Here is a 21,806-nt window from a genome sequence, read left to right as displayed (position 1 = left end):
CACCACTCCCACTTCGTGAAACGAGGACCCGTGCGCAGGACCACCGCGCTCATCGCCGGCATCGGCATCGTCGCCGCCCTGACCGGATGCTCCGCATCCTCGTCGACGGCCGACTGCGACGCCCCCTACTCGTCCGGCGCCTCGTCGTCGGCCGTCGAGGCGACCGGGGACTTCGGCGAGCAGCCCGACGTGACGGTGCCCTCGCCGTTGAACGCGGACGGCACCCAGGTCAGCACGCTGATCGAGGGCTCGGGCGACCCGCTCGAGAAGGGCCAGCTCGTCACGATCGACTACACGCTCCTCAACGGCGCCGACGGCTCGGTCCTCGAGGCCTCGCCCTACGACGGAGCGAGCACCGCCACCTTCACGGTCGGCGGCGCCGGACTCGTCGGGCTCAACCAGGGCCTGCTCTGCAGCCAGGTCGGCTCGCGCGTCGCGATCGCGATCGCCCCGGAGGACGGCTTCGGCGACTCCTCCGCCCAGCTCGGCATCTCGCCCGACGACACCCTGGTGCTCGTCGCGGACATCGAGAAGGCCTCCCTCGCCCGCGCGAACGGCGACGCCCAGCCCGTCCCGAACGGCTTCCCCGCCGTGACGCTGGACCCCGACGGCGTCCCCGGTCTGGCCAAGCCGTCGGGCGACGCGCCGACGACGCTCGAGATCGCGCAGCTCAAGAAGGGCGACGGCGCGGTCGTGGAGGACGGCGACACGGTCGTCGTCCAGTACACCGGCTGGCTCTGGGCCGACGGCACGATCTTCGACTCCAGCTGGCAGAAGGGCGCCCCGGCGACCTTCGTCGCGACCCAGGGCCAGGGCGGCGTGATCCCCGGCTTCGCCGAGGCACTGATCGGCCAGCCGGTCGGCTCCCAGGTCATCGCGATCATCCCGCCCGAGGACGGCTACGGCGACACCCCGCCGGAGGGCAGCGGCATCAGCGCCGACTCGACCATCGTCTTCGTCGCCGACGTCCTCGCCGTCGACTGAGCGAGCTGCTCCGTCCTCGCTGATCGAGCGGGCTCTCGATACGCGCCTGCGGGCTGCTCGACCAGCATGCTCGGGGTGTGCCTCTCTTCTGCTGATCGAGTAGCCCGCAGAGCGGGCGCATCGAGATCCACCGGCGTCGGACGTGGGTACTGCAGGCCCGCCCTGCTGGGAACGGCGGGTCTCGGTACGCCCCTGCGGGGCTGCTCGACCAGCATGAGTGCAGGGCGGCTGCGCCGGTCCACGGGCTTCCGAGGCTCGTCGGGAGCGGGTGGGCCCGGCCCTAGACTGGAGGGCGTGCCCGCCGACGCTTCGACCTCGAGCCGCATCCCGGCCGAGGAGCGTCTGTTCAACCTGGTGCTGGCCCTCGTGGCCGCCGAGAACGGGCTGACGAAGTCGGACGTGCTCTCCACGGTGCAGGGCTACCGGCAGCGCTCCGACCGCGGTGACCGCGCCTCGCTCGAGCGGCAGTTCGAACGCGACAAGGACGATCTGCGCGAGCTCGGCATCCCGATCGAGACCGTCGACGCCCCGGGGGACCCGGGCAACACCCAGACGGTCCGCTACCGGATCGCGAAGCGCAGCTACGACCTCCCCGCCGACCTCTCCTTCGATCAGGAGGAGATGGCCCTGCTGCGCCTCGCCGGTGCCGTCTGGCGCGAGGGCACGCTCTCCGCGGAGTCGCGCCGCGCCTTGATCAAGCTGCGCTCGCTCGGCGTCGACTCGGTCGACCCGGTGATCGGCATCAGCCCCTCGATCCGGGTGCGCGAGGCGTCCTTCGAGCCGCTGAACGCCGCGCTCGACCGCGGCCAGGTCGTCCGCTTCCCCTACCTCAAGCCCGGCGGCGACGAGCCGCGGACGCGCACGGTCCGGCCGCGCGCGCTCGTGAACCACCAGGGCCGCTGGCACCTGCACGGCTGGGACGAGACCGCCGAGGGCACCCGCACCTTCCTCCTCTCCCGGATCGTCGGCCCCGTCGCGACCACCGGCCGCACGGCCCCGCCGGAGCCGGGCGACCACGCCGCGACGGCCCTCGCCCAGCTCGACGAGATCCTCGCCCGCAGCACCGCCCTGCTGCGCGTCGCCCCCGACTCGGACGCCGCGCTCCGCCTCGGCGTCCGGGCCGAGGCCGCGGGGGAGGGAGCGGACCTGCTGCGCCTGCACTTCACCGACGCCGACGTCCTGGCCGACGAGCTCGCCGGCTACGGCCCCGAGGTCGTCGTCCTCGAACCGGAGGAGCTGCGCCGCAAGGTCGTCGACCGTCTGCGCCGCTCCTTCGCCGACCACTCCGTCGCCGACCACCGGGGCGCCGGCCGTGGCTAGGCCCCGCTCGCTCCAGGCCCGCGACCGCCTGGCCGTGCTGCTCTCGCTCGTCCCGTACCTCCTCGATCGCGGGCGCGTCAGCGTCGCCGAGGTCGCCGCGCACTTCGAGATCCCCCAGGACGAGGTCCGCCGTGCCGTCCGCCTGATCGCCGTCTCCGGCATCCCCGGCGAGACCGCGCAGTACCAGTCGAACGACCTCTTCGACATCAGCTGGGACGACTTCGAGGAGAACGACCAGATCGTCCTCACCCAGCAGGTCGCGATCGACGACTCGCCGCGCTTCTCGGCGCGCGAGGCCGCCGCCCTGATCGCCGGGATGCAGTACCTCGCCGCCCTGCCCGAGAACCAGGGCAACGACCGCATCGCCTCGCTGATGGGCAAGCTCGCCCGCGGCGCCTCCTCCGCCCCCACCGCCGTGGCGGTGGCGCGGGGCGTCGGCGCCGACGCCTCGCTCGCCACGATCCGCACCTCGCTCGCCGCCGGGACGCAGCTCGCCTTCGACTACCGCAGTGCGCGCGGCGAGACGGAGTCGCGGCTGGTCGACCCGTTCCTGCTGGAGTCGGTCGACCGCGACTGGTACCTGCGCGGCTGGGACCACCTGCGCGAGGGAGTCCGCACCTTCCGCGTCGACCGCATGCGCGCCCTCACCGACACCGGGACGCCGATCGTCCGCCGCCGCAACGAGGTCACGCTGCCCGACCGGCTCTTCGAGGCGTCCGCCTCGGACCTGCTGATCGACCTGCGGGTCGCGCCGGGCTCGGTCCCGCTGCTGGGCGACTACGCCGCGGACGCCGAGTTCCCGTCGGTTCCCGCCGGAGACGAGGGTTCAGGGGTCCTCGTCAGGATCCGCGTCGCGCACCTCGCCGGGCTCACCCGCCTCGTCGCGTCGCTGCCCGGCCTCGTGACCGTCGTCGCCCCCGAGGCGGCGAGGACCGCCGTCGCCGAGTGGACCCGCGCCGCTCTCGCGGCCAACGGAGAGGAGACGCCGTGACCTGGTGGTCCTGGATCCTGATCTGGCTCGGCCTCGCGATCGCCGCCCTCGCGGTGCTCGTGCTGTTCGCGCTGTCCTACTGGCGGAAGGGCCGGCTCCTGCTCGGACAGCTCGAGGAGGTCACGGCGAAGCTCGACGCGCTCCAGGTCCCGGAGCCGGCCGAGGCGTCGACGAGACCGCCGTCCTCGCTCTTCGCCGATCGCGACGAGGTCCGCCGCGGCCACGAGTCCCGCCGGGACGCCCGCCGGGAGAGGACCGAGGATCGCCGGTCTCTCCGGATCGAACGGGGTAAGCTCCTGGTACACCGCAACCGACAAGTGAAGTGAGACTGCAATGTTCGCTGGACTCCAGGGGTGGCACCTCGTCATCATCCTCGCCGTCATCCTCCTCCTCTTCGGTGCGCCCAAGCTTCCCCAGCTCGCGCGCAGCGTCGGGCAGTCGATGCGCATCTTCAAGAGCGAGGTCAAGACCATGAAGGACGAGGACGGGACCGAGCGCAACGACGCGACGGACTCGACCACGGCCACCGGCACGACGAGCTCGACCGGCACGGCGAGCTCGACGGGCACGACCACCGGCACCGGCACGACGCTGCCGCCCGAGTCCCCGCTCAAGTAATGACCTCCGTGGCAGCGAAGAAGCCACGGACGAAGCGATCGGGGAAGAACCCCGAGGGACGCATGTCCCTCGGGTCTCACCTGATCGAGCTTCGCAACCGGCTCTTCATCGCGGCGATCGCGATCGCCGTGGCCTGCGTCGCCGGCTGGTTCCTCTCCGACTGGGTCTTCGAGGCCCTCAAGGCGCCGATCAGCGTCGTGGCGTCGAGCCAGAACAAAGAGGCCGTCCTCAACTTCCCGACGATCACGGGAGCGTTCGACCTGCGCCTGCAGATCGCGATGACCATCGGCATCGTGATCGCGAGCCCGGTCTGGCTCTACCAGATCTGGGCCTTCCTGGTGCCCGGGCTGACGGGCAAGGAGGTCCGCTACGGCGTCGGCTTCATCCTGACGGCCATCCCGCTGTTCCTCGCGGGCTGCCTCTCCGGCTGGTTCGTCTTCCCGCACATCGTCGAGCTCCTCACGAGCTTCACCGGCGGTGACGCGGCGAGCTTCCTGGACGCGAAGGTCTACTACGACTTCGTGCTCAAGCTCGTCCTGGTCGTCGGCGTCGCCTTCGTCCTGCCGGTCTTCCTGGTGCTGCTGAACTTCGTCGGCATCCTCCCGGGCTCGCTGATGATCAAGTCGTGGCGCATCGCGATCATGGTCATCGTCCTCTTCACCGCGATCGCGACGCCCGCCGCCGACCCGATCTCGATGTTCATGCTCGCGATCCCGATCACGATCCTGTTCTTCGCCGCGTGCGGGATCGCGCTCCTGCACGACCGCCGCGCCGCCAAGCGCCAGGTCGTCTTCGACGGCAGCCCCTCCGACCTGCCGGCGTGACCGGGGCCACTCCCGCCGAGCGCTTCGCGGCGTTCCGCACACGACAGGGCCACGCGAGGGTCGAGGCGTTCCGCTCGACCCTCGCGTTCGACCTGGACCCCTTCCAGTACGAGGCCTGCAGCGCGCTCGACGACGGCCGCAGCGTCCTCGTCGCCGCGCCGACCGGCGCCGGCAAGACCGCCGTCGCCGAGTTCGCCATCCACCTCGCGATGCAGGATCCGAACGCCAAGGTCTTCTACACGACGCCGATGAAGGCGCTCAGCAACCAGAAGTTCCAGGAGTTCGTCGAGGACTACGGAGCGTCCGAGGTCGGCCTGCTCACCGGTGACTCGAACGTCAACGCGCGCGCCCGGATCGTCGTCATGACGACCGAGGTGCTGCGGAACATGCTCTACGCGGACTCCGATCTGCTCCGCGACCTCGCCTACGTCGTGATGGACGAGGTGCACTACCTGGCCGACCGCTTCCGCGGCGCCGTCTGGGAGGAGGTCATCATCCACCTCCCGCAGTCGGTCCGGCTGGTGTCGCTCAGCGCCACCGTCTCCAACGCGGAGGAGTTCGGCGACTGGCTGCAGACCGTCCGCGGCGAGACCGAGGTCATCGTCTCGGAGGAGCGGCCCGTGCCGCTCGATCAGCACGTCCTCGTCGGCGGCAAGCTGCTCGACCTGTTCGACTCGTCCGGGCGCGCGGCGACCAATCGCGTCAATCCCGAGCTCGCGCGCCTCGCGCAGGGCGGCACCCGCGTCGAGCGCGGCGGTCGCGGCTCCGGGCGGGGCCGCGGCGGTGGCGGCGGTCGCTTCCACGAGACGCGGACCGAGGACCTCGTCCCGCGCTCCGAGGTCGTCGAGATCCTGCGCGGCAAGAACCTGCTGCCCGCCATCTTCTTCGTCTTCAGCCGCAACGGCTGCGACCAGGCCGTCCGCCAGGTGCTGCGCTCCGGCGTCCGGCTCACCGAGCGGCACGAGCGCGACGAGATCCGCGCGATCGTCGAGGAGCGCTGCCGGACCATCCGCGACGAGGACCTCGCCGTCCTCGGCTACTGGGAGTGGCTCGACGGGCTGCAGCGCGGGGTCGCCGCTCACCACGCCGGCATGCTGCCCGCGTTCAAGGAGGTCGTCGAGGAGCTGTTCCTCCGCCGCCTGGTCCGCGTGGTCTTCGCCACCGAGACGCTCGCGCTCGGCATCAACATGCCCGCGCGCACCGTCGTGCTCGAGAAGCTCGAGAAGTTCAACGGCGAGGCCCGCGTGCCGATCACGCCGGGGGAGTACACCCAGCTGACCGGTCGCGCCGGCCGCCGCGGCATCGACGTCGAGGGGCACTCGGTGATCCAGTGGCGCGGCGGGATGAATCCGCAGGCCGTCGCCTCGCTCGCCTCGCGCCGCACCTATCCGCTCAACTCGAGCTTCCGCCCCAGCTACAACATGGCGGCGAACCTGATCGACCAGTTCGGCCGGACCCGCACGCGCGAGATCCTCGAGTCGTCCTTCGCGCAGTTCCAGGCCGACCGCTCCGTCGTCGACCTGGCGCGCCGCGTCCGGCAGCAGGAGACCTCGCTCGAGGGCTACGTCACGGCGATGCAGTGCCACCTCGGCGACTTCGAGCAATACGCCGCGATCCGCCGCGAGATCGGCGAGCTGGAGCGCCGCGGCGCCGTCCGGGGCGAGTCCGCCTCGCACAGCGAGCGCGAGAAGCGCCAGGGCCAGCTGAGCGACCTGCGCCGGCGGATGAAGGCGCACCCCTGCCACGCCTGCTCCGACCGCGAGCAGCACGCCCGCTGGGCCGAGCGCTGGTGGAAGCTCCGCAAGGAGACCGACGAGATCGAGCGCCAGATCCGCTCGCGGACCGGCGCCGTCGCGCGCATCTTCGACCGCATCACGGACGTGCTGATGGAGCTCGGCTACTTCCGGCGCGACGAGGCGGGCGAGCTGTCCCTCACGCCGAACGGCCGCACCCTCAAGCGCATCTACGGTGACCGCGACCTGCTCGTGGCCGAGTGCCTGCGCAAGCAGGCCTGGACCGAGCTCGACCCGGCCGGGCTCGCCGCCATGGCGTGCTGCCTGGTCTTCGAGCCCCGGCGCGAGGAGGGGACGCTGGGCGAGAAGTTCCTGCCGCGCGGCACCTTCCCCGAGGCGCTGGAGAAGACGCAGCTGCTGTGGGCGAAGCTCGACGACGTCGAGCGCGACCACCGGCTGCCGGGCAGCAACCCGATCTCGACCACCCTGGCGCTGCCGATGAACATGTGGGCGCGCGGGATGCCGCTCGACGCGGTCCTCCGCGAGTCCGACATGGCCGCCGGCGACTTCGTCCGCTGGGCGAAGCAGACGATCGACCTGCTCGACCAGCTCTCGCTGGTGGCGGAGGGCAAGGTCGGGCGCGCCGCGCGCGCGGCCCTCGAGCTCGTCCGGCACGGCATCGTCGCGTACTCGACGGTCGCATGAGGGCGGTGATCTCGGCGCCCACCGGGCGCACGGCACCGCTGTGGCTGGCGATCCCGCTCGCGGCCCTCGGCGGGGCGGTCCTCGACCGCGGCTTCCCCGACTCCGACGTCTGGCCGCTCGCCATCGTGGGCACCGCCGCGATCCTCTTCGCCCTGGCCGGGCGCGGCTTCTGGAGCGGCGCACTCGTCGGCCTGGTCGGCGGCGCGGTCTTCTGGGGCGTGCACATCCAGTGGCTGACCCTCTACCTCGGCCTCGTCCCGTGGGCGGCGCTGGCCGGACTGCAGGCGATCTTCTTCGCGCTCTCCTCCGGGCTCACCGCGATGCTGCTGACGAGGGGCCAGCGGGTCTGGACGGGCCCGCTCGGTCGGATGATCGGGCTGCCCGCGCTGGTCGCCGCGCTCTGGGTGGGCCGCGAGACGATCACGATCCAGTGGCCGTACGGCGGCTTCGCCTGGGGGCGGCTCGCGCTGTCGCAGTCGATGGGCCCGCTCGCCGATCTGGCGGCCTGGGTCGGCTTCTCCGGACTGAGCTTCGTGGTGGCGTTCCTGGCGGCGACGCTGGCGCAGGCCGTGCGGACGACGTCCGTGCCGGCCTCGGGCCGCGCGGCCGTCGTCGCCGGCTTCTCGATCGTCGCGCTGGTCTTCCCGGCCTGGCCCGCTCCGACCGAGGGGACGACGCGCATCGCGGCGGTCCAGGGCGACTCCGACGCCGGCCTGTTCTCGCAGAGCTACCGCGGCCAGATCCTCGAGGACCACACCTCCGCGACCCTGCCGATCATCGGCGAGGACGTCGACATGGTCGTCTGGCCCGAGAACGGCGTCGACATCGATCCGACCCGGAACGCGCAGTCCGCCGCCGTCCTCGACTACCTCAGCAGCACCATGGACGCGCCCTTCATCGTCGGGACGATCACGAACCCCTCCGACGACGTCTTCTACAACAGCTCGCTGCTCTGGAAGGCGGGGGAGGGCGCGACCCAGGTCTACGACAAGGTGCATCCGGTGCCGTTCGCCGAGTACATGCCGGACCGTGCGTTCTGGCGGATGTTCGCGCCCGACCTGGTGGACCTGGTCAGCCGCGACTACTCGATCGGCACGCGCTCGAACGTCTTCGACATCGACGGGATCCTCGCGGGCATCGCGATCTGCTTCGACATCTCGGACGACTCGCTGACGAACGCGATGGTCGACGGCGGTGCGCAGCTGGTGCTCGCGCAGACGAACAACGCCGACTTCGGGCGGACCGACGAGAGCGTGCAGCAGCTGGCGATCGCGCGGCTGCGGGCGATCGAGACCGGCCGCAGCGTGGTCAACATCTCGACAGTGGGCACGAGCGCGATCATCGCTCCCGACGGATCGACGATCGACTCGCTGGAGTGGTTCGAGCCCGGCACCATGGTGGACGAGGTCCCGCTCGCGTCCACGACGACCCCGGCTCTGGTGTGGGCGCGGAACCTCGGCTGGTACTTCCTCGCGGCGAGCCTCATCGGGCTGGTCTCGTTCGTGCTGCGGACGCGCGAGCCGCGACGCCGGCGCTAGGCCTCAAGCGCGTCCGGGCACGGAAAAGGGTCCGCCGGCCGGCGAGGACGCCGGCCGAGCAGGACCCTGGGGCGCTACGCGCCGATCTTGTGCTCTCCGCGACGGGCGCGGAGGTAGGCGAGCCGCTCCTCGAGCAGCTCCTCGAGTTCCGCACGGGTGCGGCGCTCGAGCAGCATGTCCCAGTGGGTGCGCGGTGCCTTCTGCTCGCCCCGGTCGACGACGACGGGCTTCGAATCCACCAGCAGCACGGCCTCGTGGCCGCAGTTGCGGCACTCCCAGGTCTCGGGCGCTTCGGCGTCGGCCGAAAACACCATGTCGGTGTCGTGGCCGCAATCCGAGCAGTGGTACGTGAACGTCGACCGCGGTGAGAAGACGACGCCTTCTTCGCTCTGCAGGCTCTGTGAGCCGAGCCTCATCCCGCGCAAGCTTCGATCTGCCATTGTGTGGTCTCCTCTCGCTGTGCTCCGACAAGTGTCGACCGCGGACCTGGGGGTGGTCCGGAGAGGCCCCCGTTTGCCAGAGGATCGTCAGGTGACCGGGCCTTTCCCGTCGCGTCCGGCGCGGTCGTCGGCGCGGTCCGCTCGGTCGTCCACGGCGGCCCGGGCGAGATCGGTGCGGTCGGTGACGAGGCCGTCGACGCCGAGCTCGAGGAGAGCCCGCATCCCCTCGGGATCGTTGATCGTCCAGAGGTGGATCTCGGCTCCCGTGACCCGCAACCGGGCGAGGATCCGCGGTGAGGCGACCGCGAGGCCGAGCGCGCGCTCCGGGACCTGCAGGGCGTCGATGCCGCGGAGGGCCCGGCGGACGAGTGCCGCCCGCCCCAGATGCGCGCCGACGAGGGCCGCCGCGAACCGGGGCGCCGAGGCGGACGTCGCGACGCCGGGGAGGTGACGGACGGCGGCGCGGCGGCGCGACTCCGAGAAGGAGGTGATCAGCACGCGGTCCCGTGCCCCGGCGGCGCGGACCGCTTCGACCACCGGGAGGACGGCGGTCCTCGCCTTGACGTCGATGTTGAAGCGCGCGGTCGGCAGTCGCCGCAGGGCCTCGGCGAGGGTGACGAGACGCTCACCGGACGGGAGGACGCACTCGGCGAGCTCCTCCCAGCGCGTCCGGTCGACGCGGTGGCGCAGCCCGGACGCGTCGACGACCTCCTCGTCGTGCACGAGCACCGCGACGCCGTCGAGGGAGGCGCGGACGTCGGTCTCGAGCAGGTCGGCCCCCGCGGCGAGGGCCCGCTGGAACGACTCGAGCGTGTTCCCCTCCGCGCCCGGCGCGAAGCCGCGGTGGGCGATGACGAACGGCCGCCGTCCCGAGAGGAACGGCGGCCGCGGAGTCGTCATGGCGGAGGAGCCCTAGAAGGACGGGGCCGGGGGAGTCATGCCCGAGCCGTCCTGCTCGCGCTCCGGGCGGGTCGGCGAGTTCTTGCCGAACGCCTGACCCATGCCCTTGAGCGCCTCGGTGAGCTCGCTCGGCACGATCCAGAGCTTGTTCGCGCTGCCCTCGGCGATCTTCGGCAGCATCTGCAGGTACTCGTAGGCGAGGAGCTCGTTGTCGGGGCGGCCCTCGTGGATGGCGGAGAAGACGGTGGTGATCGCCTTCGCCTCGCCCTCGGCTCGGAGGACCGCGGCCTTCGCGTCGCCCTCGGCCGCGAGGATCGCCGCCTGGCGGTGGCCCTCCGCGTTCAGGATCTGCGACTGCTTCGTGCCCTCGGCGGTGAGGATGACGGCGCGGCGATCGCGCTCGGCGCGCATCTGCTTCTCCATCGAGTCCTGGATGGAGATCGGCGGGTCGATCGCCTTGAGCTCGACGCGTCCGACGCGGATGCCCCACTTGCCGGTGGCCTCGTCGAGGACGATGCGCAGCTGGCCGTTGATGTTGTCGCGGGAGGTCAGCGCCTCCTCGAGGTTCAGCCCGCCGACCACGTTGCGGAGCGTGGTGGTGGTGAGCTGCTCCACGGCGCCGAGGTAGTTGGCGATCTCGTAGGTGGCGGCGCGCGCGTCGGTCACCTGGAAGTAGACGACCGTGTCGATCGACACGACCAGGTTGTCCTCGGTGATCACCGGCTGCGGCGGGAAGGAGACGACCTGCTCGCGCAGGTCGACGGACGGGCGGACCCGGTCGATGAACGGGATCACCAGGTTCAGTCCGGGGAGGAGGGTGCGGTGGTACTTGCCCAGGCGCTCGACCACGCCGGCCGTGGCCTGCGGGACGATGCGGATGGCCTTGAACAGCACCACCAGGGCGAAGAGGACGATGACCGCGATGATCACCGTCGTCACGATTGCTGCGGTGTTCACGACGAACTCCTTTCGGCGGGGACGACGACGGCTGTCGCGCCCTCGATGGCGGTGACGACGACGCGTTCGCCGACACCGAGCGGGCGGGTCTCGACGAGGGGGGACAGCTTGACCGTCCACGTCTCGCCGTTGACGAGCTTCACCTGACCGGGGCCGGGCCCCGCGATCACGACGCTGCCGGCGAGGCCGAGCAGCGCGTCGGCTCCGGTCGGCGTCGGATCGCCGCCGCGCTTCAGCAGCCGCAGCAGCGAGGGTCTGACCGTGAAGAGCAGCAGCACCGCGAGGACCGCGGCGACCGGGACCTGCACCCAGAACGGGGCGCCGAGGAGGCCGGCCGCGAGGCCGCCGATGCTGCCGACCGCGAGCATCAGGAAGGTGAACTCGAAGGTGATCATCTCGACGATCACGAAGATCAGGATGAGGGCGATCCAGAGGATCCAGGCGTACTGAGTCACTGCGTCCATGCGGTGCTCCTTCCCCTTACGAGCACGGGAGTCCACGGTAGCAAGGCGGGCTGAGAGGGGGGTGGGCGGCGCGGGACCGACGGGGTCGGCGGCGCCTTGGTAGGCTCCTGCGTCGGGCCGTGGGCCCGTCACCCGTGCCCGATCCGGCTCCTGCGCCGGCGTCCTGGAGGATCTCCTCGTGTCCAACCCCCTCGCCCCCGGCTCGCTCGACGGCAAGCGCGTCCTCGTCACCGGCTCCTCCCGCGGCATCGGCGCCGACACCGTCCGCTACTTCGCCGAGGCCGGCGCGAGCGTCGTCGTGAACTACCGCTCGAAGGCTCCGCGCGCGACGAAGCTCGTCGACCAGATCACCGCCGCGGGCGGCTCCGCCTTCGCGGTGGGCGCCGACCTCACCGACGCGTCCTCGCGCGCCGCTCTCTTCGCCGAGATCCAGGAGAGGCTCGGCGGGCTGGACGTGCTCGTGCTGAACGCCTCCGGCGGCATGGAGAGCAACATGGGGGAGGACTACGCGATGGTCCTCAACCGCGACTCGCAGGTCGCCACGCTCGAGGCGGCGCTGCCGCTGCTCGGCGAGGGCTCGCGCATCGTCTTCGTCACCAGCCACCAGGCTCACTTCATCCGGACGACCCCGACCATGCCGGAGTACGAGCCGGTCGCGCTGTCCAAGCGCGCCGGCGAGGACGCCCTGCGCGAGCGGATCCCGGCGCTGACCGAGCGCGGTGTCGAGTTCGTCGTCGTCTCGGGCGACATGATCGAGGGCACCATCACCGCGACGCTGCTCGAGCGCTCGAACCCCGGCGCGATCAGCTCCCGCCGCGAGTCGGCGGGCAAGCTCTACAACGTGGGCGAGTTCGCGGCCGAGGTCGCCCTCGCCGCGGTCGAGCCGATCCCGGCGGAGAACACGCGCCTCGTCGGCGACACGGCCGACTTCGCCTGACGGCCGGCGCGGGGCTGCGGCTCCGTGCGGCCCCCGTCGTCATCCCCGGTCGCAGGGCGGCACCCCATCGGGTGAGGCACCGCCCTGTCCGGACCAGGACGTCCTGACCCTTTTCGCAGCGGTCGTCCCGGGCGGATTGGTCGGAGCGTGGGACGGATCCGTGCGCCGCGGTCAGCGGGCCGGGGACGTCCTCGGGTCGGTCACGAACTCGACCGGGGGCAGTCCCGACAGCTCCGGGGAGACGTGGTCGACGACCTCCGCGTGATGGTCGACGCCGTGCCGGCGGAGGAACGACCAGCACTTCAGCGAGGCGGGGCGGCGCTCGAGCGGGAGGTGCGCGGCCTCGACGAGGATCACCGTCGACGACCGGTGCAGGATCCTGATCGGGACGGGGCGGGTCCTCCCGTCGACGATCCACTCGGACACCGCGTGCATCCGGCCGCCCTCCTGGTCCACGCCGAGGGTGAGGACGCTCCGGAAGTCCTCCGAGGCGGCGCCCATGCCGATCTGGAAGTCGCCCTCCGTGCCGTCGACGAGGAAGGCGACGTCGAGTCCTCGGCGGTGGCGGACGGCGAAGGTCGTGAGCGGGCGACCGCTCTCCCGCATCGCTCGGGCTGCGGCCTCGCGACGGCGGCGCTCCGCCTCGTCCGGGCCGGGAGAGACTCGTGTTCCTGCCGGGTGCATCATCGTCGACACCTCCTCCTGCGAGCATAAAGGCGAGGAGGGTCGGTCCGGGTGACGGCCTCGTCCCCACCCCGGCGAGGAGGGCGAGCGCCGCGAGGACGAGGAGCGTCTTCCGCGTCGGTGGTGCAGCACCGCGGCGAGCGCCGTCACGACGGCGACGGCGGCCCAGAAGCCGATCGGCACGAGCGCGGCGTGCTCGACGAGGAAGGTGCTGATCGTGGCGCGCTGCTTCCGGATGCGCCGCGAGGGGACCCGGGAGGGTGGCTGGTGAGGTGCTGGAGCCCGTTGCCGGTCCGCTCGGGGGTGGGAGGGGTGCAGCGGGGGCGGGCGCGGTCAGGCGAGGGGGCGAGTGCGGTGAGGCGGTCAGGCGGGCGGGAGGGCGGGTGATGCGCGGCGGGCCGCGCGGAGGCCGTTGGCGATGATGACGACCTCCGCGAGCTCGTGGACGAGGACGACGCCGGAGAGGCCCAGGAGGCCGAGGAGTGCGAGGGGGAGGAGGACGACGATCACGGCGAGCGCGAGGATCAGGTTGGCGGTCATGATGCGGCGGCCGCGCCGGGCGTGCAGGAGCGCGGCGGGGATCAGTCGGAGGTCCGTGCCGGTGAAGGCGACGTCCGCGGATTCGATCGCGGCGGCGGAGCCTGTCGCGCCCATCGCGATCCCGACGTCCGCGCTCGCGAGCGCAGGGGCGTCGTTGATGCCGTCGCCGATCATCGCCACCCGGCAGTGCCGGCGGAGCTGCTCGATCGCGGCGGCCTTGTCGGCAGGCCGCTGCTCGGCGCGGACATCGGAGATGCCGGCCTGAGCCGCGAGGGCGTGCGCGGTGCGGGTGTTGTCGCCCGTGAGCATGACGACGCCGATGTGCTGCCGCTCGAGCTCCGCGATCGTCTCGACCGCCCCGGGCTCGAGCTCGTCTCGGATGCCGATCACGCCGAGGACCGTGCCGCCGCGTTCGACGACGACGGCCGTCATCCCGGCGCTCTCCATCGCCTCCAGCCGGGCCGTCAGCCCTCCCGCGGGCACCCAGCGCGGGCTGCCGATGCGCACCGGGACTCCGGCGAGGGTCCCGGTGATGCCGTCGCCGGGATGCTCGACGACGCCGTCGACCGGCGCGGGTGCCGGGGCGGCGGCGAGGATCGCCGCGGCGAGCGGGTGGGTGCTCCGCGCCTCGAGCGCGGCGGCGAGGGACAGGACGTCCTCGCGGGACACGCCGGGAGCGGTGGCGACGTCGGTGACGCTCGGGCGGCCGGCGGTGAGGGTGCCGGTCTTGTCGAACGCGACGACCTGCACCGTGCCGAGACGCTCGAACGCCTCGCCGGACGTGATGATGAGGCCGAAGCGGCTGCCCGCGCCGATCGCGGAGACGACCGTCACCGGCACGGCGATCGCGAGGGCGCACGGAGACGCGGCGACGAGCACGACGAGGGCCCGCTCGGTCCAGGTGGTGGTGTCGCCGAGGAGGACGCCGAGCAGGGCGATGCCCGCGGCGAGCAGGAGCACGGCGGGGACCAGGGGCTTCGCGATGCGGTCCGCGAGCCGGGCCCGCTCGCCCTTGCGGGCGTGGGCCTGCGTGACCAGCCGCACGATCGTCGTCAGGGAGTTGTCCGTGCCCGCGGCGGTCGCCTCGATCTGCAGGGCTCCGCCGCCGTTGATCGCCCCGGCGGAGACGGCGTCGCCCGGGACGACGTCGACGGGGATCGACTCGCCCGTGACCGCGGACGTGTCGATGCTGCTGCGGCCGGAGACGACGACGCCGTCCGTCGCGATCCGGTCGCCGGGGCGCACGACGAGCAGGTCGAGCTCGCGCAGCTCGCGGGCGGGGACCGTCACGTCGCCGTGCAGGCGGGAGACGATCGCGGTGTCCGGGAGGAGATCGAGCAGGGCGCGGAGGCCGCCGCGGGCCCGGTCCATCGCGCGGTCCTCGAGCGCCTCCGCGATCGAGAAGAGGAACGCCAGAGCCGCCGCCTCCCCGACGTGTCCGAGCAGGACGCCTCCGACAGCCGCGATCGTCATCAGCAGGCCCACCCCGAGCCTGCCGCGCAGCAGCCGCCGCACGGCTCCCGGCGTGAACGTCGACGCGCCGACGACGAGACTCGCGCCGAGCACGACCGTGCCCGCGAGCTCCAGCCCCGTCCACTCCAGGACGGAGCCGGCGAGCAGCAGCACACCGGCGGCGAGCGGGATCAGGACGCCGGGGTCGCGCCACCACACGACCGATTCCTCGCCGGAGCCGTGGTCGTGCTCGTCGTCGTCGTCGTCGTCGTGAGCGCGAGGGCCGTGCTCCGATCCGGAGGGACCGTCGTGGTCGATCCGCTCGTGCTCGGTCGACGCGGGGCGCGAGCCGAGGGCCACGGTGACCGGTGCGCCCTCGGCCGCGCAGCAGACGTCTCCGGTGCTCCGCGATCGCAACACCGGGGTCCGGCGCGGGGTGGTCGGCTCGTCGCTGCCGCAGCACTCCGCGCTCACTCCGGCACCCCGCAGCACAGCGGGACGTCGCAGTCCTCGTCCGTGCACTCCGCGCCGTCGTCGACCGCGAGCACCACGTCGACCAGCGTCGTCAGCGCCCTCGCCAGGTGCGGATCCGCGAGCTCGTACCGGGTGCTGCGCCCCTCCGGGACCGCCGCGACGATCCCGCAGCCGCGCAGGCAGGTCAGATGATTGGACACGTTCGAGCGCGTCAGCCCGAGCGACCGCGCCAGCTCGCCGGGATACCCGGGCTGCTCGATCAGGGACAGCAGGATCCGCGAGCGGGTCGGGTCGGCCATCGCCCGGCCCTGGCGGTTCATGACGTCGAGGCGCGAAGCACTGGTCAGCATGCGGTGACCATACAGCACCGGCTGACCAGTCGATCGGCGCGTCGGCGCGGCGGGCTTCCTGCACTCGTCAGCACGACCGATGACTCCGACGACCTCGCGTCGCGCCCGACGACGCTCACGGCCCGCTTCTCGAGGAGCGGCTGGGACCCGGCGCCGCTGCCAGGCCTGGACGGCGACGGGGACTGGGTCGGCGCGGTCGTGATGCGGAAGACCTGTACCGCGGGGATCCTCGGCGAGAGCGTCTCCGAGTTCCTCTCCTCCGGCGGGGAGGAGACCGGGCGCGGCTCCCTCGCGGCCGAGCGCATCACGGGACGACGAGGGCGCGTTCTTCACCATCGTCCTCGAGCAGCGGGGGAGGGGCCGGGCGATGCGACACTCCGGGTCCGTGCACCGCAGGGTCGGGGCCCGTGCCGTCCCCCGGGCTCAGAGCGTCTCGAGGGCCGGCGTGATCAGGGTGCGCAGCTCCCAGGGGATCACGGCGGTGACGTAGCGGTCGTCGAGGCGGGCACCGATCGCGAGGAAGTGCGGGGCGATCTCGACCCGGTGGCTGCGGTGCGGCTCGCCGTCGATCGGCAGCGGCACGCCCCGGCGGACCTCGTGGCCGGCCAGCGGTGCGCCGCGGACGGTGCGGAGGCGCTCGGAGACGGGCTGGCCGGGGAAGAGCGAGCGCAGGGAGTCGACGAGGTGCGCTTCGAGGCGCGCCTCGAGCGGGTTCGCGCGCTCGGCGGGGATGGGCAGCGAGGTCCGCACCGCCTCGAACAGGGTGGGGTAGCGCATGCGGCGGATCTGATCGCGCAGCCACGCGGGCAGGGTCGACGAGTCGGCACGGGCGATCGCGGTGCGCTGCGCAGGGGAGAGGTCGACGAAGTTGCGCGGGTCCTCCCTCCGAGCGGGATGCCGGTAGAAGGTGTAGGACACGCTGACGGAGACCGTGCGTCCGCTGGCGAGGGCGGCCGAGGCGGTGAACGGCTCGAGGTGGTGCGGTGACGCGAAGGTGTAGACGGGGCCGGGGAGGGAGGCGGCGACCTCGACGAGAGTCGGCGGCGCGCCTGACGGAGTGCCTTTCGAGGGCGACCGGTGCAGGGGTGTGCCGTCCGTCATCAGAGGTGCGCGGCTGCGGAGCCGGCGGGCTCTGCGCCGACCCCCGTGAACGCCGCGAGCGGAGAGCCGTCGGCGGGGATGCGGCGATGCAGAGTCGGGCGGAGCGCTCGAGCCGCATGATCGCTGACCTGCCGGGCCAGGCCGGGATGGATGGCCCCCGGAGTCACCAGGGAGGCGATCAGTGCTTCGAGAGCGAGTGCGACTGCGGTGCCTGCCGGGGACATGACCTCTTCTTCGAGGAAGGGATCCAGGGGGGACGATCACCGCCCGTGAAGGCACCGCGCCGGTGACGAGATGCGCGGGTCCGGGCGCAGGTCGAATCGAGGTCGGAGCGAGCGTAGGCCACCCCGGCGGTGCGCACCAGAGGCGACGCGGCGGAACACCGACGAACGCGGGCACCGGACGGACCCGGGTCGGCCCCCGAGGGATCGCCCTCCTGCGGTCCGAAGGGGCGTAGCCTTCGCCCCGACCGCCCGGACGTCTTCCCGGTGGGTCTCGGCACCGCGTCAGGTGCATCCGACGGCAGGACCCGCATGGGCAGGCTCGTGTACAACTCCTCGTACGAGGTCGACTTCGAGGACCGCCTCCTCGCCCACCTGAAGATCGTGATCGGCGCCAAGCTCGGCCGCAACGAGGGCTTCTTCTTCTCCTGGAAGGACTCGCTGAAGGTCGGCAACGGCCGCACGACCCTCTGGATGCATCCGACCATCCCGCTGCGCTTCACGTTCCTCACCGGCGCGACGCCACCGATCAACTCCGAGTGGGTGCGCCGGCTGATCGCCGACTCGCACGGCGGGACCGGGTTGCGGATCTCGTCGGAGGTGCCGCCGGTCAGGGCGGCGGGCTGACGGGAGGACCGAGCTCGGAGAACCGACCCCGCCTGTCCACCTCGGCTCTCAGCCGCGGCGGAGGAGCGGAAGGGGGAGTGTCAGTGGCATCGGCTTGCACTCGATCCGATTCGAACGTGTGTTCGATCCCGTGAAGGGAAGACTATGACCGTGACCGTCGTGGATCGCATCGCGACTCCGGCCGCTGAGGCCGTCTCCGTCACCTTCCTCGTCGCCGCCGACGCGGTCGCCGCGGGCTTCCCCTCGCCGGCGCAGGACTACTTCGACGGCTCCCTCGACCTCAACGACCACCTGATCCGGGACAGGACGTCGACCTTCGACGCGACCAGGCGACGAAGTGGCCGAGCTCCGCGCCTACCTCGAGGAGAACTTCGCAGCCTCATCGTCCGAGGCGGCTCGGTCGGGCCTCGGTGCTCTGATGCGCGACATCTGGTCTCCGGCATCAGCTGCGCTCCTACGGGACGGCTGGAGCAAGCAAGCGCGCTCTTTCACCGCACTCCTCGAGCGCTCCCCCTTGCGTCACGATGTGGATCCGCATCGGGCCGCACTCACATTGCTCGACGCTCTGCATGGCGGCCTTCTTCGCCACGCCGTCGCGCTCGCACCGACGTCCCCCCACCGCATACTCGCCTTCAGTTCTGTCCGCCGCTGACGAGGAGTTCACCGCCGCTGATCCAGCGTGCGAGCGGGCCGACGAAGAACTCGACCGCGTCGGCTACGTCATCGACCGAGCCCATCCTTGATCCGAGGGGGCTGGCGGTCTGCACCAGCGTGCGGAGCGGGTCGTCATCGGACGCGGCGGCGAAGTACCCGGCGCCGTCCGTCGCGCTGGCGATGATGGTGTTGACGGTCACGTCACGTCCCCCGACCTCCTGAGCGAGCACCCCGGTGAGGTACCCGCCGACCAGCTTGCTGGACGCGTAGAGCCCGAACCCTCCGACGGGTCGCAGTACGGAACCTGATCCGATGTAGAGAATCGTTCCGCCCCGGTTCACCGTGCGTGCTGCCTGCTGGAGCGTGAAGAACGCACCCTTGGCGTTGACGCCGAACATCCGGTCGTAATCCGCTTCGGTGACGTCGACGATCGGTCCGCCGGTTTCATCGATACCGGCGTTCGCCACGACGACGTCGACACCTCCGAACTGCGCTAGCGCTGAGGTGAACAGCGAGTCGACCTGCCTCGGATCTGACACGTCGGCCTGGACGGCCACGGCGTTGGAGCCGGCTGCCGTGATGGCGGCGACGGTGTCTGCTGCTCCTGCTGCGTCGCGTGAGTAGTTCACGACGACGCTGGCGCCGAGGAGGCCGAGTCGGATTGCAATCGCTTGCCCGATCCCTCGGCTGGCCCCGGTGACGACCGCCACCCGGCTGCTGAGGTCCGTCCAAGAGGGTCCGCTACCGCGGGTCGAGCCGTTGTCGGTGGTTGTGTCGGTCATGTTCGTTCCCCCTGCCTCAGGCGCCGGCGCCGCCGTCGACGGGCACGATGGCGCCCGTCACGGCTGAGGCGCGGTCGCTCAGGAGAAAACCGGCGACTTCGGCGACTTCGAGGGCGGTCGCCATGCGGCCGAGGGGGCTAGCTGCGTTGTTCGCGTCGATGATGCCCGGCGTCTTCGTCTCCCACTCGTCCATCATCTCCGTTGCGGTTCCACCTGGCGTGATCCCGTTGACGCGGATGCCTTCCCCGGCCCAGGTCACGGCCGCGGTCTCGGTGATGCTGTTCAGTGCTCGCTTCATCGCCCCGTAGGCGGGCAGGGGCGGAACGGCGCGGCGGCTGCCGATGCTGGAGGTGTTGACGATCGCACCTCCTCCGGATCTCCGCATGAGGGCTGCTTCGGCGAGCATCGCGACCCAGTGAGCGCGGAAGTTCACCGCGAACTGCTCGTCGATGTCGTCGTCGGAAGTGGTGTCGAGGGGACCGACGTTCTGCTGGTTCACGCCGCCGTTGTTGAAGGCGCCGTCGAGGCGTCCGTGGAGCTCCTCGACGTGGTCCACGGCGGCGCGGATGCTCGCCCGGTCAGCGAGGTCCATGGCAACGGCATCAGCCGTGCCGCCCTGACCGCGGATCTCGTCGACGATCGAGCCGAGCGCTTTCGTGTTGCGGGCCGCCAGCACGACAGCGGCACCCTCGCCGGCGAAGAGGCGAGCCGCTGCGGCGCCGATGCCACGGCTGGCTCCGGTGATGAAGATGACTTTGCCGGTCAACAGGCCGATCGGTGTGGATTCGTTGGTGTGTGTCATACGAACACCGTCGCCGCCCGCAGAATCCGCATCCAGGCACAAACGGTACGAGGATCCATCGCCGGCGCAGGCGCACACTGGGGAGCATGGACAAGGGTGAGCTTGCAGCGTTCCTCCGAAGTCGCCGCGAGCGTCTTCGGCCGGAGGACGTCGGATTACCGTCGGGACCACGCCGCAGAACACCGGGACTGCGCCGGGAGGAGATCGCCGTTCTCGCGCACATCTCCACCGAGTACTACGCCCGTCTCGAACAGGGCCGCGCTCCTCGACCGTCGGACGTCGTCCTCGGTGGTATCGCTGGTGCTCTCCGTCTCACGTCCGAGGAGTCCGACCACCTGCACCGGCTCGCCGGCACCGCTCCGACCCCGTCGGGCTTGCACCTTCGCGACGTTCGACCGAGCGTCCTCGCGCTCCTCGAACGACTCCCGCACACCGCCGGCATCGTCCTGTCCGCCACCTTCGAGGTGCTCGCATGGAACGAGCTCGCAGCAGCCCTCATGGAGGACTTCTCGTTGCTGCCGCCGCGCGACCGCAACCTCGCGAGGAAGACCTTCCTCGCCGCCGAGCAGCCAACGGAAGCGATCTACGGAATCTCGGACGAGATCGCGTTCCAAGAGGGCGTCGTCACGCAGCTCCGCAACGCTCACGCCACGTACCCCTCAGACCCCGTCGTCGCGGAACTCATCGACGACCTCCAGACCGGCAGCGCCGAGTTCGCACGGCTCTGGAGCCGGCACGACGTTCAGACGCCGCCACCCCTGCGGAAGACGTTCCGCCGTACACCGGTGGGGGCGATCACCGTCGACTGCGACTCCCTCGCCATCACCGAGCGAGACCAGCACCTCGTGCTCTACACCGCACCGGCAGGCTCACGCGACGCCGAGAACCTCGCCCTGCTGGAGGTTCTCGGCTCCGAGCCACTCACCGCCCGGCGTGACCTCTGAAGAACGAACCCATCGCAAGTGCTGCTGAAGTCAACGGCACGACCCGACGCCTGCTGGACTCTCCCGCCCGCCAGGCGCTCTTTGCGGCGACGATAGCGACCCTGGTGATAGTGCTGGCGTTCGTCGCTGTTCTGCAACCGGCGCTAGACCGAGCATGAAGGCGCAGTGGCCGTTCCGCTAGGGAATCGCTGACCGGGCAGATCGTTAGACGTTCTCACCGATCGACCGGTGTGCGCGCGGCGAAGGTGGTCCGCGCCGGCGAGCGTGACGATCTTGATAGGTCGGAGCATAGGCTGACGCGCATGAGGGGTCGTCGTCTGATTCTGCCGGGAGCCTGCTTGCTCGGCCTGATGATGGTCGGCTGCGCTCCCGCTGAAACCGAGCTGCCGCTGGTCGAGAACTCTCCTGTGCCCGCTCCAGAGGGTGCTGTTTACCGCTCGTTCTACCGCGGTGGTGTCGAAGGTTTCGCGACCAGCCCTGCGCGGTGGCTGGATGACGAAGCCGGTCTAGAGGTGACCATCATCGGAAGCGGCAACTGTCCTCTCGTGCCTGTCGCGCTGGAGGTGATCGCCTCCGATCACCTACGCATCACGACACAACGATGGGTCGGTAAGTCGAGCTTGTGCCAGGACGACGCTGTTCTCTGGACCTACGTAGTGGACCCACCAGAGGGGCTCGATAGCGCTGTTCCTGTCTGCGTCGACGTCGCGGGTGAGCGTTCGACGTCGATCGAGACGATGGAACCCCGTCGTGCATAGCAAGAG

Annotated in this window: 22 protein-coding genes and 1 pseudogene; 13 read left to right on the top strand and 10 right to left on the bottom strand. The window is 71.3% G+C overall.

Going from position 1 to position 21,806, the window contains the following annotated elements; translation table 11 throughout:
* Positions 1-30: 30 nt before the first annotated feature.
* The 8 genes from HRK28_RS19820 (at position 31) to lnt (ending at position 8,713) form a co-directional block, all read left to right on the top strand.
* On the top strand, positions 31-984 hold the full coding sequence (locus HRK28_RS19820; protein ID WP_160089637.1) for an FKBP-type peptidyl-prolyl cis-trans isomerase: 954 nt from the start codon (positions 31-33) through the stop codon (positions 982-984).
* A 294-nt stretch (positions 985-1,278) separates the two neighbouring features.
* Complete coding sequence (locus tag HRK28_RS17275; RefSeq protein ID WP_244231619.1) at positions 1,279-2,304, top strand: YafY family protein; 1,026 nt, start codon at positions 1,279-1,281, stop codon at positions 2,302-2,304.
* A complete protein-coding gene (locus tag HRK28_RS17270; protein WP_160089633.1) occupies positions 2,297-3,295 on the top strand; it encodes a YafY family protein in 999 nt (332 codons plus the stop codon). The genes HRK28_RS17275 and HRK28_RS17270 overlap by 8 nt, the downstream gene beginning before the upstream one ends.
* Entirely contained in the window at positions 3,292-3,621 is a 330-nt protein-coding gene (locus tag HRK28_RS17265) for a hypothetical protein (RefSeq protein ID WP_160089631.1), read from the top strand. The genes HRK28_RS17270 and HRK28_RS17265 overlap by 4 nt, the downstream gene beginning before the upstream one ends.
* Before the next feature lie 7 nt (positions 3,622-3,628).
* Positions 3,629-3,913, top strand: coding sequence for a Sec-independent protein translocase subunit TatA (tatA, locus tag HRK28_RS17260; protein WP_160089629.1), 285 nt, complete (start codon positions 3,629-3,631; stop codon positions 3,911-3,913).
* A 62-nt stretch (positions 3,914-3,975) separates the two neighbouring features.
* The gene (gene tatC / locus HRK28_RS17255; protein ID WP_160089627.1) at positions 3,976-4,737 is read left to right on the top strand and encodes a twin-arginine translocase subunit TatC; all 762 of its coding nucleotides are present in this window, start codon (positions 3,976-3,978) and stop codon (positions 4,735-4,737) included.
* Positions 4,734-7,175 (top strand): RNA helicase, encoded by a 2,442-nt coding sequence (locus tag HRK28_RS17250; RefSeq protein WP_160089625.1) that lies wholly within the window; start codon positions 4,734-4,736, stop codon positions 7,173-7,175. Before tatC ends, HRK28_RS17250 begins: the two co-directional genes overlap by 4 nt.
* 5 nt (positions 7,176-7,180) lie before the next feature.
* A complete protein-coding gene (gene lnt / locus HRK28_RS17245; protein ID WP_160089623.1) occupies positions 7,181-8,713 on the top strand; it encodes an apolipoprotein N-acyltransferase in 1,533 nt (510 codons plus the stop codon).
* Positions 8,714-8,787: 74 nt separating this feature from the next.
* On the opposite strand, the gene HRK28_RS17240 is transcribed toward lnt, so the two are convergent.
* The 4 genes from HRK28_RS17240 to HRK28_RS17225 all read right to left on the bottom strand — a co-directional run bounded on the left by HRK28_RS17240 (position 8,788) and on the right by HRK28_RS17225 (position 11,474).
* Positions 8,788-9,153, bottom strand: a complete 366-nt coding sequence (locus HRK28_RS17240; protein ID WP_123446336.1) for an RNA polymerase-binding protein RbpA — start codon at positions 9,151-9,153, stop codon at positions 8,788-8,790.
* Between the two features lie 87 nt (positions 9,154-9,240).
* A complete protein-coding gene (locus tag HRK28_RS17235) occupies positions 9,241-10,053 on the bottom strand; it encodes a glycerophosphodiester phosphodiesterase family protein (protein ID WP_173252532.1) in 813 nt (270 codons plus the stop codon).
* Between the two features lie 12 nt (positions 10,054-10,065).
* Positions 10,066-11,010 (bottom strand): SPFH domain-containing protein, encoded by a 945-nt coding sequence (locus tag HRK28_RS17230; protein ID WP_160089619.1) that lies wholly within the window; start codon positions 11,008-11,010, stop codon positions 10,066-10,068.
* Positions 11,007-11,474, bottom strand: coding sequence for an NfeD family protein (locus HRK28_RS17225; RefSeq protein ID WP_160089617.1), 468 nt, complete (start codon positions 11,472-11,474; stop codon positions 11,007-11,009). The genes HRK28_RS17230 and HRK28_RS17225 overlap by 4 nt, the downstream gene beginning before the upstream one ends.
* Before the next feature lie 178 nt (positions 11,475-11,652).
* On the opposite strand from HRK28_RS17225, the gene HRK28_RS17220 reads away from it, so the two are divergent.
* Positions 11,653-12,411 carry an SDR family oxidoreductase gene (locus HRK28_RS17220; RefSeq protein ID WP_160089615.1) on the top strand — a complete coding sequence of 253 codons (759 nt, stop codon included), beginning with the start codon at positions 11,653-11,655 and terminating at the stop codon, positions 12,409-12,411.
* 171 nt (positions 12,412-12,582) lie between these two features.
* Here the strand turns inward: HRK28_RS17220 and HRK28_RS17215 are convergent, their stop codons facing one another.
* The 4 genes from HRK28_RS17215 to HRK28_RS17200 form a co-directional block, all read right to left on the bottom strand.
* Positions 12,583-13,017, bottom strand: coding sequence for a hypothetical protein (locus HRK28_RS17215; protein WP_173252531.1), 435 nt, complete (start codon positions 13,015-13,017; stop codon positions 12,583-12,585).
* Between the two features lie 441 nt (positions 13,018-13,458).
* Positions 13,459-15,306, bottom strand: coding sequence for a heavy metal translocating P-type ATPase (locus HRK28_RS17210; protein ID WP_367948480.1), 1,848 nt, complete (start codon positions 15,304-15,306; stop codon positions 13,459-13,461).
* 251 nt (positions 15,307-15,557) lie between these two features.
* The gene (locus HRK28_RS17205) at positions 15,558-15,911 is read right to left on the bottom strand and encodes a helix-turn-helix transcriptional regulator (RefSeq protein WP_173252529.1); all 354 of its coding nucleotides are present in this window, start codon (positions 15,909-15,911) and stop codon (positions 15,558-15,560) included.
* 423 nt (positions 15,912-16,334) lie between these two features.
* Entirely contained in the window at positions 16,335-17,012 is a 678-nt protein-coding gene (locus HRK28_RS17200) for a hypothetical protein (RefSeq protein WP_173252528.1), read from the bottom strand.
* A 533-nt stretch (positions 17,013-17,545) separates the two neighbouring features.
* On the opposite strand from HRK28_RS17200, the gene HRK28_RS17195 reads away from it, so the two are divergent.
* Together HRK28_RS17195 and HRK28_RS20295 are read left to right on the top strand one after the other, a co-directional pair.
* Positions 17,546-17,860, top strand: coding sequence for an ATP-dependent DNA ligase (locus HRK28_RS17195; RefSeq protein WP_160089605.1), 315 nt, complete (start codon positions 17,546-17,548; stop codon positions 17,858-17,860).
* A gap of 144 nt (positions 17,861-18,004) precedes the next feature.
* Positions 18,005-18,178, top strand: a pseudogene (locus tag HRK28_RS20295) (LexA family protein); the annotation flags it as partial.
* A 314-nt stretch (positions 18,179-18,492) separates the two neighbouring features.
* On the opposite strand, the gene HRK28_RS17190 reads toward HRK28_RS20295, so the two are convergent.
* Positions 18,493-19,296, bottom strand: a complete 804-nt coding sequence (locus HRK28_RS17190) for an SDR family oxidoreductase (protein ID WP_173252527.1) — start codon at positions 19,294-19,296, stop codon at positions 18,493-18,495.
* 16 nt (positions 19,297-19,312) lie between these two features.
* Positions 19,313-20,098: an SDR family NAD(P)-dependent oxidoreductase gene (locus HRK28_RS17185; RefSeq protein WP_173252526.1), complete on the bottom strand. Its 786-nt coding sequence runs from the start codon at positions 20,096-20,098 to the stop codon at positions 19,313-19,315.
* A gap of 86 nt (positions 20,099-20,184) precedes the next feature.
* On the opposite strand from HRK28_RS17185, the gene HRK28_RS17180 reads away from it, so the two are divergent.
* Together HRK28_RS17180 and HRK28_RS17175 are read left to right on the top strand one after the other, a co-directional pair.
* Complete coding sequence (locus HRK28_RS17180; RefSeq protein WP_173252525.1) at positions 20,185-21,042, top strand: helix-turn-helix transcriptional regulator; 858 nt, start codon at positions 20,185-20,187, stop codon at positions 21,040-21,042.
* Positions 21,043-21,344: 302 nt separating this feature from the next.
* On the top strand, positions 21,345-21,800 hold the full coding sequence (locus HRK28_RS17175) for a hypothetical protein (RefSeq protein ID WP_173252524.1): 456 nt from the start codon (positions 21,345-21,347) through the stop codon (positions 21,798-21,800).
* Positions 21,801-21,806 lie beyond the last annotated feature (6 nt).

This window comes from Rathayibacter sp. VKM Ac-2835, from assembly GCF_013266705.1.
GTDB lineage: Bacteria > Actinomycetota > Actinomycetes > Actinomycetales > Microbacteriaceae > Rathayibacter.
The sequence above is the reverse complement of the archived record's forward strand: the minus strand, read 5'-3'. Positions and strand labels throughout refer to the sequence as shown.